Below are 14,115 nucleotides of genomic sequence, written 5' to 3'. Positions count from 1 at the left end.
TTGTGAGCACCACCGTCCATCAGGCCTTTCGCGACACCGCGGCCCGCCACGGCGCCAGGCCCTTCCTGTGCATCCTGCCGGAAACGGCCGAGGCCTACGGCATCGGCGCCGGCGAGCTGGGCTATGCGCAGGCCGCCAGCGCCATCGAGACGCTGCGCGCCGCCTACGCCCAGGCCGGCTACGGCCATGGCCACCGCGCCGGCCTGCTGCTGGAAAACCGTCCGGCCTTCTTCCTGCACTGGTTCGCGCTGAACGCGCTGGGCGTGTCGGTGGTGCCCATCAACCCCGACCTGCGCGCGGCCGAACTCGAATACCTGACCGGCCATTCCGAGATCGCGCTGGCGGTGGCCCTGCCCGACCGCCATGCCGACCTGCTGGCCGCGGCCGAACGCGCGGGCCGCCCCTTGCGGGTGATGGCGCCGGACGATGCGCCGCCCGCCGCGCCGTTTGCCGCGCCGCTGGCCGGCGAACCCGGCGAACTGACCGAATGCGCGCTGCTGTACACGTCCGGCACCACCGGCCGGCCCAAGGGCTGCATCCTGCCCAACCGCTATTTCCTGCATGCGGGCGGCTGGTATGCCCGCATCGGCGGCCTGGCCCAGCTGCGGCCCGGGGAAGAACGCATGCTGACCCCGCTGCCGCTGGTGCACATGAACGCCATGGCCTATTCCGCCATGGCGATGGTGCTGACCGGCGGCTGCCTGATTCCGCTGGACCGCTTCCACCCCAGGACCTGGTGGGACAGCGTGCGCGATTCCGGCGCTACCGTGCTGCACTACCTGGGCGTGATGCCGGCCATCCTGATGAAGGCCGAGCCGTCTGCGCAAGACCGCCAGCCCGCCATCCGCTTCGGCTTCGGCGCAGGCGTGGACCGCAAGCTGCAGCAGCCGTTCGAAGCGCGCTTCGGCTTTCCGCTGCTGGAAGCCTGGGCCATGACCGAGACCGGCGCCGGCGCCGTCATCATCGCCAACCAGGAACCGCGCCATATCGGTGAAAGCTGCTTCGGCGCGGAAGAAGACGATGTGCAGGTGCGCATCGTGGCCGACCACGGCGGCGAAGCGGCGGCCGGCGAACCCGGCGAACTGCTGGTGCGCCACGCCGGCAGCGACCCGCGCTACGGCTTTTTCGCCGGTTACCTGAAAGACGCGGACGCCACCGACCAGGCCTGGGAAGGCGGCTGGTTCCATACCGGCGACATCGTGCGCCGCGAGGCCGACGGCGCGCTGCGCTTTGTCGATCGCAAGAAGAACGTGATCCGCCGCAGCGGCGAGAACATCTCGGCCGTGGAAGTGGAAAGCGTGCTGCTGCAGCACCCGCTGGTCAAGGCCGTGGCGGTGGCCGCGGTGCCCGACCCGGTGCGCGGCGACGAGGTGCTGGCCTGCGTGGTGGCCGAAACGGCGCCCGCCGACGCTGCCGCCCGGGCCGACGCCGCGCGCGGCATCGTGCAATGGAGCCTGCAGCAGCTGGCCTACTACAAGGCGCCCGGCTATGTGGCGTTTGTCGACAGCCTGCCGCTCACCACCACCAACAAGATCCAGCGCGGCGAGATGAAGACGCTGGCGCCGACGCTGCCGGGCACCGCCTGCTGCGTGGACACCACTGCCATGAAAAAGCGCCAGGAGCCCGCCCGATGACCGCGTCGCGCGCCCGTTACGACGGCGTGGTGGCGGCCCTGCCCGTCAGCATTCCGTACGAGCGCTATTCCACGCTGGCCGCGCACGGCTGGCTGGGCCGCGCGCTGGCCGCGCTGATCCGCCAGGCCGGCATCGCCAAGACCGACGTCGACGGCCTGTGCGTGTCCAGCTTCACGCTGGCGCCGGACACCGCCGTGGGCCTGGTACAGCACCTGGGCATGAGCCCGCGCTGGCTCGACCACCTTCCCATGGGCGGCGCCAGCGGCGTGGCCGCGTTGCGCCGCGCCGCCCGCGCGGTGCAGGCCGGCGACGCCAGCATCATCGCCTGCATCGCGGGCGACACCAACCAGGTGGACTCGTTCCGCAATACCGTCAGCCAGTTCTCGCGCTTCGCCCAGGACGCCGTCTACCCGTATGGCGCAGGCGGCCCCAACGCCAGCTTCGCGCTGCTGACGGCGCACTACATGCGCGCCACCGGCGCCACCCGCGAAGACTTCGGCAAGGTCTGCGTGGCCCAGCGCGACAACGCCCTGCGCTACCCCCACGCCCTGATGAAAAAGCCGCTGACGCTGGCCCAATACCTGGACGCCCGTGTCATTGCCGACCCGATCCACCTGTTCGACTGCGTCATGCCCTGCGCCGGCGCCGACGGCTTCCTGGTCATGACCGAGGCACGCGCCAAGGCGCTGGGCCTGCCCTACGCCCGCATCCTGTCCACCATCGAACGCCACAACGCCTGGATCGAAGACCCGATCCAGACCCGCGGCGGCTGGACGATGGACATCGACGAGCTCTACGGCATGGCCAACGCCAGCCCGGCCGACATGGATTTCCTGCAGGCCTACGACGACTACCCCGTCATCAACCTGATGCAGATGGAAGACCTGGGCTTTTGCGCCAAGGGCGCGGCGCCCGAGTTCGTGCGCGCCAACACCTTCACGGTGGACGGCAGCCTGCCCTTCAATACCAACGGCGGCCAGTTGTCGGTGGGCCAGGCCGGCGCGGCCGGCGGCTACCTGGGCATGGTCGAGGCCTTGCGCCAGCTGACCGGCACGGCCGGCGGCACGCAGGTCGCCGACGCGCGGCTGGGCCTGGTGAGCGGCTTCGGCATGATCAATTACGACCGCGGGCTGTGCACCGCCGCGGCCATCCTGGCCAGGAGCGACGCATGACCGAGCCGCTAGCCAAGCCGCCCCGCAAGAACCCGGTGGCGCGCACCCGCCAGCCGACCCTGCCGCCCGGCGCCCGCAGCCGCGCCGCGCTGGGCCTGACGGCCGCGGCCGCCGAGGGCCGCTTCGACCTGCAGACCTGCGCGGACTGCGGCGCGGTGCAGTACCCGCCGCGCGACGCCTGCGGCCATTGCCTGTCCGACCGCCTGCCATGGCGCCCGGCGGACCCGAACGGCGTGCTGCTGGTCAGCACGACCCTGCATCACAGCAACGACCTCTACTTCCGCGAGCGCCTGCCCTGGCGCGTGGGCACCGTGCGCATGGACGCCGGCCCCTCGGTCGTGGCCCACATCCACCAGGATTGCGCCGACGGCGCCCGCGTGCGGCTGGCCCTGAAGCTGGATCGCGCCGGCCAGGCCGTGATGATCGCCCTGCCCGAAAGGAATACGCCGAACATGGAAGACGACAAGACCCTGCGCGAAACCTCGTGCGATCCGAAGTTCCGCCGCGCGCTGGTCACCGACGGCAAGTCGGCGGTGGGCCAGGCAGTGGCGCGCGCGCTGCTGGACGCCGGCAGCCCGACCGTGTTCCTGGGCGATCCGCAGGCCTGGCGCCAGGACGCCGGCTTCAATGCACTGGCGGCCGACCCGCGGGTGCAGGTGCTGGCGCTGGATGTGACCGACTCCGATTCCGTCGAACGCGCCGCGGCGTCCATCGGCGGCAAGGTCGAGATTCTGGTCAACACGGCCGACCTGGAACGCGAAGGCGGCCTGCTGGACCGGCGCGACGTGAACACCGCGCGCGATGCCATGGACGTGAACGTGCTGGGCCTGATGCGGCTGGCGCAAGGCTTTGGCCCGGCGCTGTGCGGCCGCGCGGCCGATGGCGTCAACAACGCGGCGGCCTGGGTCAATGTGCTGTCCATCTACGCCCACATGAACCTGCCGTCGCGCGGCATGTGGTCGGCGTCCAAGGCGGCCGCGCTGTCGCTGGCGCAGTGCCTGCGCGCCGAGATGCGGCCGGCGGGCGTGCGGGTGGTGAATGTGTTTCCGGGCCCGGTCGACCATGAATGGGAGCAGCGCACGCCGCCCCCGCGCGTGGCGCCCAAGGCCATCGCGAGCGCCATCGTGCGCGCGCTGCAGGACGGCGTCGAAGACGTGTATGTCGGCGACGTGGCGCAGGAATTCCGCGCGCGGCTGGCGGAAAACCCCAAGGGACTGGAGCGGGAACTGGGCGCCTGACGGCCGGCCCACGCCCGACGACACGAAAACCAAAAGGAGCAACAGATGAGCCAACCCATTCTTGCCCAATTCATGACCGAACTGGTTTCGGGCCGCATCCGCCTGGTGGACCTGACCGAGACGCTGACGCCGGAATTCCCGACCATCGTGCTGCCGCCGGAATTCGGCCAGGCCTGGCCGTTCCGCATCGAAGAGATTTCGCGCTACGACGAGCGCGGCCCGGCCTGGTACTGGAACAACTTCTCGTGTTCGGAGCACACCGGCACGCACTTCGACGCGCCGGTGCACTGGGTCACGGGCAAGGACCAGCCGGACAACACCGTGGACACCATTCCGGTGGACGCCTTCATTGCCGGCGCCTGCGTCATCGACTGTTCCGCAGAAGCCCGCGACAACCCCGACTTCCTGCTGACCATCGAGTTCGTCAAGGCCTGGGAAGAAAAGCACGGCCGCATTCCGGCCCGGTCATGGGTGCTGATGCGCACCGACTGGTCCAAGCGCGCCAAGCCCGCCGAATACCTGAACATGAAAGAAGACGGCGCCCATTCGCCCGGCCCCGATGCCGAGGTGGTGCCCTGGCTGATCAAGGAACGCGACGTGCACGGCTTCGGCACCGAATCGGTGGGCACCGACGCCGGCCAGGCGCATCACCTGAATCCGCCCTACCCCTGCCACTACTACATGCACGGCAACAACCGCTACGGCCTGCAGTGCCTGACCAACCTGGACCAGCTGCCGCCGACCGGCGCCGTGATCTTCTCGGCGCCGCTGAAGATCCGCAGCGGCTCGGGCAGCCCGTTGCGGGTCCTGGCCTTGGCCCCCCGCGCCTGACCTCGCACGCAAAGGAAATCCGCATGACTCAATCCAACGTCGCGATCGTCACCGGCGGCAGCGCCGGCATCGGCGCCGAAATCTGCCGCAGCATGCTCGATGCCGGCTACGAAGTGATCTCGATGGCGCGCCGCGCCGCCGATTTCAGCCACCCGCGCCTGCACAACGTGCAGGTGGACCTGCTGGACGCGGACGCCACCGCGCAGGCCGGCGCCGAGGTCGTGGCGCGTTTTCCCGTCAGCCACGTTATCCACAACGCCGGCGTGATCTGGCCCAAGCTGCTGCCCGACGTCACGCAGGAAGAACTGCATGGCCTGACCCAGATCCACCTGGGCGCGGCCATCAGCCTGGTGCAGGCGGCCCTGCCCGGCATGCAGGAACGCAAGTTCGGCCGCATCGTCATGATGTCGTCACGCGGCGCGCTGGGCCTGCCCACCCGCACCGCCTATTCCGCCACCAAGGCCGGCATGGTCGGCATGGCCCGCACCTGGTCGCTGGAACTGGCGCCCTACGGCATCACCGTCAACGTGGTGGCGCCCGGCCCGATCCAGACCGACATGTTCTACGAGGTGATCGAGCCCGGCAGCGAGCGTGAAAAGCAGCTGGCCAACGGCATTCCCGTCAAGCGCCTGGGGCGTTCGGACGACGTGGCGCGCGCCGTCATGTTCTTTGCCGACCCGGCCAACAGTTTCGTCACCGGCCAGACGCTGTTCGTCTGCGGCGGCGCCAGCGTCAGTTCCATCACCATCTGAACGGCCTTTTTTCACGCCCGCTTCGGGTTTTGACGGATAGGTAAGCACGGGGACCGGGTCTACAGTGCTGAGCCTTGCCTCTCAGAAAGTTTAAGCCGCAAGTAATTCCAGCCGTACCCGCGCAGTTCCCGTTTTCTCCGTTTTCCAGCCGCACTCCTTTTACGCTCCCTATCCGGAGGTTTTGCCATGCTGTCGAAGAAACTCCCCCTGGCCGCCGCCGTCCTGGCCGCGCTGTGTTCCCTGCCCGCCCTGGCCCAGGTCAAGGTCGGCGTGGTGTCCTCATCCACCGGCCCCACCGCGCTGGTGGGCATTCCGCAGAAGAACACCGTGCCGCTGCTGCCCAAGAAGATCGGCGACCTGACGGTGGAATACATTTCGCTGGACGATGCCAGCGATTCCACCAACTCGGTCACCGCCTTCAAGAAGCTGATCACCGAGCAGAACGTGGACGCGCTGATCGGCCCGTCGGGGTCGCCCAACGCCATGGGCGTGATCCAGTTCGCCGCCGAAGCCGGCGTGCCGATGCTGGCGCCGGTGGGCACCGCGGCCGTGGTGCTGCCGATGAACGAGCAGAAGAAGTGGGTGTTCAAGACCACGCAGAACGACGACATCATCGCCCGCGCGCTGGTTGACCACATGGCCAAGACCGGCATCAAGACCGTCGGCTTCATCGGCCTGAACGATCCGTATGGCGAGAATTGGTACAAGGTCTTCTCGGGCCTGGCCGCCGAAAAGGGCATCAAGATCGCCGCCAACGAGCGCTATCTGCGCTTTGACAGCTCGGTCACCGGCCAGGCGCTGAAGATCCTGGCCGCCAAGCCCGACGCTGTGCTGATCGCCGCTCCCGGCGCGGCCAGCGTGCTGCCGCAGACCACGCTGTTCGACCAGGGCTTCAAGGGCAAGTTCTACCAGACCCACGGCGCCGCGCTGCCCGACTTCCTGAAGCTGGGCGGCAAGAAGGTCGAAGGCACGGTGCTGGCCGCCAGCCTGATGCTGGTGCTGCCGGAAATGCCCGACAGCAACCCGTCCAAGAAGGTCGCCAGCGACTACATCGCGGCCTACGAGAAGCTCAACGGGTCCAAGCCCGCCACCTTCGGCGCCAACGTCTACGACGCCGGCCTGCTGCTGGAAAAGGCCATTCCGCTGGCCGAGAAGGCCGGCAAGCCGGGCACCAAGGAATTCCGCAGCGCCCTGCGCGATGCGCTGGAGCAGACCCGCGAGCTGGTCGGCACCCAGGGCGTCTACAACATGAGCGCCGCCGACCACAGCGGCTTCGACGACCGCGGCCGTGAACTGATCACGGTGAAGGACGGCAACTGGACGTTGGTGAAGTAAAGGTAAAGGCGGGGGAAGGCCCCCCCGAAGCGCTACGCGCTTCCCCCCAGGGGGCATGCCTATGGACCGGCAAAGCCGGCTCCATGGCATCCCGCTGGGGAGCGCCTAAGTCACGATGAGGTCGCCGTCATGTTTGTCTGTTTTATCCGGAAGTACTGATGAATGCTCAGATCGCCCTGATACTCGGGCAGGATGGCATCACCAACGGCGCCATCTACGCGCTGCTGGCCTTGTCCATCCTGCTGGTCTTTACCGTTACCCGCGTGCTGTTCATCCCCCAGGGCGAATTCGTCGCCTTCGGCGCGCTGACCATGGCCGCCCTGCAGGCCGGCAAGCCGGTGCTGCTGGTGTGGCTGCTGCTGGCCTTTGCGCTGGCCGAGGCCGTGGCCGACCTGCTGGCGCGCGCCAAGCGGCCGGGCCGCCAGCGCGGCGCCTGGCGCATCGGCGCCAAGGTGGCGTATCCGCTGATCCTGGCGGCGCTGTTCTATCGCTTGCCGCTGGCGCAGCTGCCGATGGCCGTGCAGGCGCTGCTGACGCTGTTGCTGGTGGTGCCGATGGGGCCGCAGCTGTATCGCTTGTTCTACCAGCCCATCGCGTCCGCCTCGACGCTGGTGCTGCTGATCGTGTCGATCGCGGTGCACCTGGCGCTGGTGGGCCTGGGCCTGTTGGCCTTCGGCGCCGAGGGCGCGCGCACCGCGCCGTTCAGCGATGCCAGCCTGACGCTGGGCCCCATCAACGTCAACAGCCAGGCGCTGTGGGTGGTGGCGGTGTCGGCGCTGCTGATCATCGTGCTGTACCAATTCTTTGAACGCTCCATGTACGGCAAGGCCCTGCGCGCAGCCGCCTTCAACCGGCTGGGCGCGCGCCTGATGGGGATTTCACCGGTGTTCGCCGGCAAGGCCACGTTCTTCCTGGCGGCGCTGATCGGCACCGTCTCGGGCATCCTGATCGCGCCCATCACCACCATGTACTTCGATTCCGGCTTCATGGTCAGCCTGAAGGGCTTCGTCGGCGCCATCATCGGCGGCCTGGTGAGCTACCCCCTGGCCGCCGGCGGTGCGGTGCTGGTCGGCCTGATCGAGGCGTTCTCGTCGTTCTGGGCCAGCGCCTACAAGGAAATCATCGTATTCACCCTGATCATCCCCGTGCTGCTCTGGCGCTCGCTGAAAAGCCACCACGTCGAGGAAGAAGAAGAATGACCCCGCGCCATCTCGTCCTCGCGTTCCTGGCGCTGCTGGCGGCCGCCCCGCTGGTCCTGCCGCCGTTCTACGTCACCCTGCTGAACTACATCGGCCTGTACGCCATGGTGGCGTTGGGCCTGGTGCTGCTGACCGGCGTCGGCGGCCTGACCAGCTTCGGCCAGGCCGCGTTCGTCGGCGTGGGCGCCTACACCACCGCGCTGCTCACCACGCAGGCCGACGCCCTGCCCGCCTGGCTGGCCTGGCTGGGCGCCTCGCCCTGGCTGACGCTGCTGGCCGGGCTGCTGCTGACGCTGGTGATCGCCTACCTGCTGGGCGCCATCACGCTCAAGCTGTCCGGCCACTTCCTGCCGCTGGGCACCATCGCCTGGGGCCTGTCGCTGTACTTCGCCTTCGGCTCGGTCGAAGGACTGGGCGGACACACCGGCATTCCCGACGTGCCCGCCATCCACCTGTTCGGCTGGGCCCTGACCCAGGGCGGCGAGATCTACTACCTGATCTGGGCCTTCCTGCTGGTGGCCATGTGGTCCACCAGCAACCTGCTGGATTCACGCGAAGGCCGCGCGATCCGCGCCCTGAAGGGCGGCCGCGTGATGGCCGAGTCCATGGGCGTGGACACTGCGCGCTCGCGCATGGTGATCTTCATCATCGCGGCGTTGCAGGCCTGCGCGTCGGGCTGGCTGTACGCGCACATGCAGCGCTTCGTCAATCCGAACCCGTTCGGCCTGCAGATGGGCATCGAATACCTGTTCATGACCGTCATCGGCGGCGCCGGGCAGGTCTGGGGCGCGCTGGTCGGTGCAGGCGTGTTCACAGTGCTCAAGCAATGGCTGCAGGACTGGCTGCCCAAGCTGCTGGGCCAGACCGGCAATTTCGAGGTCATCATCTTCGGCTTCGGCATGGTGCTGCTGCTGCATCGCGCCCGCGGCGGCCTGTGGCCGGTGCTGGCGCGGCGCTTTCCGGTGAAGAAAAGCGTGCGCAAGATCGACGCGCAGGCCGAACCGCTGCCGCGCAAGCCCATGCCGCCGCGCGGCGACGTGGTGCTCAAGGCGGTGGACGTGACCCGCAAGTTCGGCGGCCTGGTGGCCAACAACGCCATGAACCTGGAAATCCGCGCGGGCGAGATCCTGGCGCTGATCGGCCCGAACGGTGCCGGCAAGAGCACCATGTTCAACCAGATCTCGGGCGTGGACACGCCGACCTCGGGCCAGGTCACGCTGCTGGGCCAGCCGGTGGCCGGCGCCGGGGCGCGCAAGATCGCGCGCCTGGGCCTGTCGCGCACCTTCCAGCACGTGCGCCTTCTGGGCCGCATGAGCGTGCTGGAAAACGTGGCCATCGGCGCGCACCTGCGCGGCCACCGCGGCGTGCTGCCGGCCGCCTGGCGGCTGGACCGCGCCGAAGAGGCCCGCCTGCTGGCCGAAGCCGCCCGCCAGGTCGAACGCGTGGGCCTGGGCAAGCACCTGCACGACGAAGCCGGCTCGCTGGCGCTGGGCCAGCAACGCATCCTGGAAATCGCGCGGGCGCTGGCATCGGACCCCTGCATCCTGCTGCTGGACGAACCGGCCGCGGGCCTGCGCTACCAGGAAAAATGCGAGCTGGCCGAGCTGCTGAAAAAGCTGCGCGCCGAAGGCATGGCCATCCTGCTGGTCGAGCACGACATGGACTTCGTGATGGGACTGGTGGACCGGGTGGTCGTGATGGACTTCGGCGAAAAGATCGCCGAGGGACTGCCGGCCGAGATCCAGCACAACCCCGCGGTGCTGGAAGCGTATCTGGGCGGAGTGGAAGAATGAGCGCGAAACTGCTGGAAGTACGCGATCTGCGCGTGGCCTACGACAAGGTCGAGGCCGTCTCGGGCGTGAGCCTGGCGGTGGATGAAGGCAAGATCGTCACCGTCATCGGCCCCAACGGCGCCGGCAAGACCACACTGCTGTCGGCCATCATGGGCGTGCTGCCCTCGCGCGGCGAGATCGTTTTCGGCGGCAAGCGCCAGGAACACGCCGAGATCGAGGAAATGGTGGCCGCCGGCATGAACCTGGTGCCCGAAAAGCGCGAACTGTTCGCCGAAATGACGGTGGAAGACAACCTGGCGCTGGGCGCGTTCGACCGTTTTCGCCGCGGCCTGCGCGACCAGGACAAGACGCTGGCCGAGGTCTACGCGCTGTTCCCGCGGCTGCAGGAACGCCGCGCCCAGCTGGCCGGCACGCTATCGGGCGGCGAACGCCAGATGCTGGCCGTGGGCCGCGCCCTGATGGCCAAGCCGCGCCTGCTGATGCTGGACGAACCCAGCCTGGGACTCGCCCCGCGCATCGTGCGCGAGGTCTTTCGCATCGTCGCGCACCTGCGCGACATGGGCGTGTCCATCCTGCTGATCGAACAGAACGCCCGCGCCGCGCTGCAAGTGGCCGACTACGCCTACGTGCTGGAAACCGGCGCGGTCACGCTGGAAGGCCCCGCCGCCGAGGTGGCCGTGGACCCGCGCGTGGTCGAGGTCTACCTGGGACTGGGCCACGCGGCCGCCGCAACGTAATGGGTCAGGCGGGGGCTGGCACCCCCGCGCTTGCAGCAGCAGGATTCATGTGCAGGCGCCCGCAGGATTCGTATACCGGCGCCCGCGCCTCAAGCCACGCCACGCCGCCGGTCGCGCCGATACAGCGCATAGCCCAGCGGCCACATGATGCCGACCATCACGCGCGCCCACGGCTGCGTCAGGCGGTAGGCCTGCACGGCCGTCGGCACGCCGGAATGCTTCAGGTGCAGCCGGAACCGCGTGTAGCGCGCGGCAGCCATGATGAATTCGCGCGGCCGGAAGCGGAAGAATTCCAGGTGGTGCTGCAGCATGTCCCAGGCCAGCAGGTACAGCCCCTGCGCGTTGTTGCGCACCGACACGGCGCCCTGGCTCAAGCCGCCCGGGGTGTCGTGATAGGTGCGCACGACCTGGTTGATGAAACGGCTGAGATAGCCCGCCCGCGCAATCGCCCACCACACCAGGCTTTCGGGCACGAAGCCGGCGACGTCTTCGGGAAACGGAAATTTGCGCAGGATATCGGTGCGCATGCAGCCGAATTTCTCGCCCTTGATGCGATAGCGGAAATACACGTCGACGGCGGTGCTGTCGAAGACGTCCTGCGGATAGCGGTCGCCGACGATGCTGCCGTCGGGCCGCGCACAGAGCCCGGTGATGGCCACGTAGGAATCGCGGCGCGCAGGCGGAATGGCGTCCCAGGCGGCCTTGAAGGTGGCCAGGGCGTCAGGCGGCATTTCGTCGTCGCTGTCGAGCCCGACGATCAACTGGCCATGCGCCTCGCGCACGCCCCGGTTGAAGGCAGTTTTCTTGTGCTGGTTGTTCTGCCAGACATAGCGGATGGGAAAATCAGCCCGCTGCTGCCAATCGAGCACGGCTTCGTGGGTGTTGTCGGTGGAGCCGTCGTCCACGATGACCCATTCGAAATCCCGAAACGTCTGGCGGGATAGCGATTCATACACCCGGTGCAGGGTGCCCGCCCGGTTGTAGGTCGGCGTCAGAACGGTAAAGAACGTCGGCGTGTCAGTCATGCCTGCTGTGCCCTTTTGCGATTTCCGGATAACCGCTGCGGTCTTGGTATGCGTGTTTTCGCCTGAAGTGTAGGGGATATGCCTGCGCCAACCCATGGCACGGCATGCAAATTTGCAATCAAATCTGACAATGTGCGGATTCCAGGACAGGCTCAACCCGCCTGGGAACCCGTTGGGGCGGGCGCCGGAGTGGCGTAAACTCGGGCGGCCCCAACCGGAATGCCTATGGAAGCTTCGACCGTCCAGCTCAATGACATCGCCTTGTTCGTAGAGGTAGCCAAGCGCAAGAGCTTCAGCCTGGCCGCCCGCGCGCTGAATATGCCCACGTCCACGCTGTCACGCCGGATCAACGAGCTGGAACGCGCGATCGGGCTGCGCCTGATCAACCGCAATACGCGCCGCCTGGACCTGACGGAAGCGGGCGCGGCCTACATGAGCCGCTGCCAGGGCCTGATCGACGAGGCGCGCCTGGCGCACGAACAACTGCAGACGCTGTCGGGCGGCCCATCGGGCAACCTGCGGGTATCGATGCCCTACAGCCTGGCCATCTGGCTGCTGCCGGAAACGATCAACGATTTCACGGACCGCTATCCGGAAGTGGAATGCGAGTTCGACCTGAGCATGATGACGGCATCGGACGCGCAAGGCACGCCGTTCGATATCGTGCTGCGATTCGGCCGCAACAGCGATTACCCGACAGCCAATATCGACAACGGCACCGCGGCGGTGACGCCGCGCAGCGACGGCGCGGTGATCCAGGAACTGGTGTCGCTGGACAATTACCTGTACGCCTCGGACCGCTATCTGGAACGTTTCGGCGAACCGAAGACACCCAGCGACCTGACGCAGCACCAGTGCCTGCGCACGACGATCGATGACGCACATTCCCACTGGACGCTGCACAACGGCAAGGTGAGCGAGCTGGTTCCGGTCAGCGGGCATCTTGCTGCGAACAATATGAGTATCGCGGGGACGCTGGCGGGGTTGGATCTGGCGATTACGCGAATGCCGCATTGTCAGGCGTTGGATCCGATCATCAAGCGGAATTCTTTGCGGCGAGTGTTGCCGGGATGGTCTGTGGATCCTATTTCTATCTATGTTGTCTATCCGTCTAGTATTCAGCCGGCTAAGACTCGGGCTTTTATGGATTTCATTCGGCCTAAGTTGGGGCCGGCTGAGTAGTTTTTTGTTTGCGGCGGTTTGAGTTCTTGAGCCGCGCGTGACGGGGTGGGTGTGGGGTGGGCGGGGCTACGATTGCGGTCCGGAGCCTTCGCTCCGGACTGCCCCGTCGTCATCCTCGTACGCCTTCGGCTCCCTACGGATTCCCTCGGGCGCATCTAACGCCCCGCCCACCCCACACCCACCCCGCCACGCGCTCTTGACGAGGATTAACGACGGCCCCTGGGGCGAGTTGTGTGCTTGGCATGTTGGTGAAGATCAGTGGGGGGGTGGAGCGGGGTGCGGGGCCCGTCTCGTGCCGGCCGCGCGGGCGGCCTTACGAGACTTACGCGCCGTCTTGCGTACACCGATGCCGCTATCGCGCTTGCGGAGCGCGAGCGCGTCTTGATCACCTGTTGAATTGACGCCCGACTGCCCCCGGTCTTCTAGCGGCGCGGATGCCGTGGCATTCGACATAAATGTGCAGCGCCCGATGGGCGGCGCGCGAGACACTCGTCACGCGCAAGCCATCCCATGCCGCGCCGCCCATCACCGCCCCCCCAAAACAATTGCGTAACCTTAAGAACCCCTACCTCCACCAGCGCGAAGCGCCACCGCCACAATTTCAACACCGCAATGCCAAACGTGGCCGCCCGCGCGGCCGCGGCTTGGCGACCCTGCAGATTCCATTCCCTGCACACGGGTATAGCAGCGCGGCGAACGTCGACACACGTAGCCCCTGGCGGCGGTGGCTTGCGGAGTGGGCAACCTCGATGCGCCCGAGGGAATCGGAAGGGAGCCGAAGGCGGACGACGATGACGAAGGGGAAGTCCGGCGCCGGCGCGCCGGACCGCAATCGTGGGCGCCCACTCCGCAAGCCACCGCCGCCAGGGGCGACCTACGAAGATCAACGCCCCCTCGAAAAGCAACCCCGAAAAGCCCAAATTAGCGCTCTCCCAAATTTCAAGCTAGAATACCGAGTTACCCAATTCCCCCGCCAGCCCAGTATCCGGTTGTGCGGTCGGTTGGAAGACCGCAAGTTGGAACTTCCAACCGCAAATCCGATTTCCGCAAATTCAACAGGAGAATCAACATGGCTGAACGCAAACGCGTGCGTCGTAACACCCTGGAACGCCGTTGCCTGGGCAAGGCCTTCAAGCGCTTGTTCGTCAAGTCGCCCAAGGGTGTTTTCAAGATGCTGGAAAAGATCAAGCGCGTCTAAATGGCCGCTGGTTGCCCGG

At 67.4% G+C, this 14,115-nt stretch carries 12 protein-coding genes; 11 read left to right on the top strand and 1 reads right to left on the bottom strand.

Features of this window, described 5'->3' with window-relative positions:
* Window positions 1-2 precede the first annotated feature (2 nt).
* The 9 genes from HV798_RS24870 (at window position 3) to HV798_RS24830 (ending at window position 10,691) form a co-directional block, all read left to right on the top strand.
* Entirely contained in the window at window positions 3-1,634 is a 1,632-nt protein-coding gene (locus tag HV798_RS24870) for an AMP-binding protein (protein ID WP_175190794.1), read from the top strand.
* Window positions 1,631-2,806 carry a thiolase family protein gene (locus tag HV798_RS24865; protein WP_175190793.1) on the top strand — a complete coding sequence of 392 codons (1,176 nt, stop codon included), beginning with the start codon at window positions 1,631-1,633 and terminating at the stop codon, window positions 2,804-2,806. The genes HV798_RS24870 and HV798_RS24865 overlap by 4 nt, the downstream gene beginning before the upstream one ends.
* Window positions 2,803-4,044 (top strand): SDR family NAD(P)-dependent oxidoreductase, encoded by a 1,242-nt coding sequence (locus HV798_RS24860; protein ID WP_175190792.1) that lies wholly within the window; start codon window positions 2,803-2,805, stop codon window positions 4,042-4,044. Before HV798_RS24865 ends, HV798_RS24860 begins: the two co-directional genes overlap by 4 nt.
* A gap of 45 nt (window positions 4,045-4,089) precedes the next feature.
* Complete coding sequence (locus tag HV798_RS24855) at window positions 4,090-4,875, top strand: cyclase family protein (protein ID WP_175190791.1); 786 nt, start codon at window positions 4,090-4,092, stop codon at window positions 4,873-4,875.
* A 23-nt stretch (window positions 4,876-4,898) separates the two neighbouring features.
* Window positions 4,899-5,627 (top strand): SDR family NAD(P)-dependent oxidoreductase, encoded by a 729-nt coding sequence (locus tag HV798_RS24850; RefSeq protein WP_175190790.1) that lies wholly within the window; start codon window positions 4,899-4,901, stop codon window positions 5,625-5,627.
* A 186-nt stretch (window positions 5,628-5,813) separates the two neighbouring features.
* The gene (locus tag HV798_RS24845) at window positions 5,814-6,962 is read left to right on the top strand and encodes an ABC transporter substrate-binding protein (protein WP_175190789.1); all 1,149 of its coding nucleotides are present in this window, start codon (window positions 5,814-5,816) and stop codon (window positions 6,960-6,962) included.
* Between the two features lie 158 nt (window positions 6,963-7,120).
* Window positions 7,121-8,161 (top strand): branched-chain amino acid ABC transporter permease, encoded by a 1,041-nt coding sequence (locus tag HV798_RS24840; RefSeq protein ID WP_025136779.1) that lies wholly within the window; start codon window positions 7,121-7,123, stop codon window positions 8,159-8,161.
* A complete protein-coding gene (locus tag HV798_RS24835) occupies window positions 8,158-9,954 on the top strand; it encodes a branched-chain amino acid ABC transporter ATP-binding protein/permease (RefSeq protein ID WP_175190788.1) in 1,797 nt (598 codons plus the stop codon). Before HV798_RS24840 ends, HV798_RS24835 begins: the two co-directional genes overlap by 4 nt.
* Window positions 9,951-10,691 carry an ABC transporter ATP-binding protein gene (locus HV798_RS24830; RefSeq protein ID WP_025136777.1) on the top strand — a complete coding sequence of 247 codons (741 nt, stop codon included), beginning with the start codon at window positions 9,951-9,953 and terminating at the stop codon, window positions 10,689-10,691. The genes HV798_RS24835 and HV798_RS24830 overlap by 4 nt, the downstream gene beginning before the upstream one ends.
* 89 nt (window positions 10,692-10,780) lie before the next feature.
* Here HV798_RS24830 and HV798_RS24825 read toward each other — a convergent pair whose 3' ends face one another.
* Window positions 10,781-11,716: a glycosyltransferase family 2 protein gene (locus HV798_RS24825; protein WP_025136776.1), complete on the bottom strand. Its 936-nt coding sequence runs from the start codon at window positions 11,714-11,716 to the stop codon at window positions 10,781-10,783.
* Window positions 11,717-11,941: 225 nt separating this feature from the next.
* Between HV798_RS24825 and HV798_RS24820 the strand changes: the two genes are divergently transcribed.
* Together HV798_RS24820 and HV798_RS31865 are read left to right on the top strand one after the other, a co-directional pair.
* On the top strand, window positions 11,942-12,898 hold the full coding sequence (locus tag HV798_RS24820) for a LysR family transcriptional regulator (protein WP_175190787.1): 957 nt from the start codon (window positions 11,942-11,944) through the stop codon (window positions 12,896-12,898).
* 1,069 nt (window positions 12,899-13,967) lie between these two features.
* Window positions 13,968-14,096 carry a hypothetical protein gene (locus HV798_RS31865; protein ID WP_006226408.1) on the top strand — a complete coding sequence of 43 codons (129 nt, stop codon included), beginning with the start codon at window positions 13,968-13,970 and terminating at the stop codon, window positions 14,094-14,096.
* Window positions 14,097-14,115 lie beyond the last annotated feature (19 nt).

The organism is Achromobacter deleyi, assembly GCF_902859705.1.
GTDB lineage: Bacteria > Pseudomonadota > Gammaproteobacteria > Burkholderiales > Burkholderiaceae_B > Achromobacter > Achromobacter deleyi.
This window is presented reverse-complemented; position numbering and strand designations above follow the sequence as displayed.

Bases quoted from the DNA above. Each gene is read 5' to 3' on its own strand.
- HV798_RS24865 (WP_175190793.1), top strand. From the start codon at position 1,631: ATGACCGCGTCGCGCGCCCGTTACGACGGCGTGGTGGCGGCCCTGCCC.
- HV798_RS24860 (WP_175190792.1), top strand. From the start codon at position 2,803: ATGACCGAGCCGCTAGCCAAGCCGCCCCGCAAGAACCCGGTGGCGCGC.
- HV798_RS24855 (WP_175190791.1), top strand. From the start codon at position 4,090: ATGAGCCAACCCATTCTTGCCCAATTCATGACCGAACTGGTTTCGGGC.
- HV798_RS24850 (WP_175190790.1), top strand. From the start codon at position 4,899: ATGACTCAATCCAACGTCGCGATCGTCACCGGCGGCAGCGCCGGCATC.
- HV798_RS24845 (WP_175190789.1), top strand. From the start codon at position 5,814: ATGCTGTCGAAGAAACTCCCCCTGGCCGCCGCCGTCCTGGCCGCGCTG.
- HV798_RS24840 (WP_025136779.1), top strand. From the start codon at position 7,121: ATGAATGCTCAGATCGCCCTGATACTCGGGCAGGATGGCATCACCAAC.
- HV798_RS24835 (WP_175190788.1), top strand. From the start codon at position 8,158: ATGACCCCGCGCCATCTCGTCCTCGCGTTCCTGGCGCTGCTGGCGGCC.
- HV798_RS24830 (WP_025136777.1), top strand. From the start codon at position 9,951: ATGAGCGCGAAACTGCTGGAAGTACGCGATCTGCGCGTGGCCTACGAC.
- HV798_RS24825 (WP_025136776.1), bottom strand. From the start codon at position 11,716: ATGACTGACACGCCGACGTTCTTTACCGTTCTGACGCCGACCTACAAC.
- HV798_RS24820 (WP_175190787.1), top strand. From the start codon at position 11,942: ATGGAAGCTTCGACCGTCCAGCTCAATGACATCGCCTTGTTCGTAGAG.
- HV798_RS31865 (WP_006226408.1), top strand. From the start codon at position 13,968: ATGGCTGAACGCAAACGCGTGCGTCGTAACACCCTGGAACGCCGTTGC.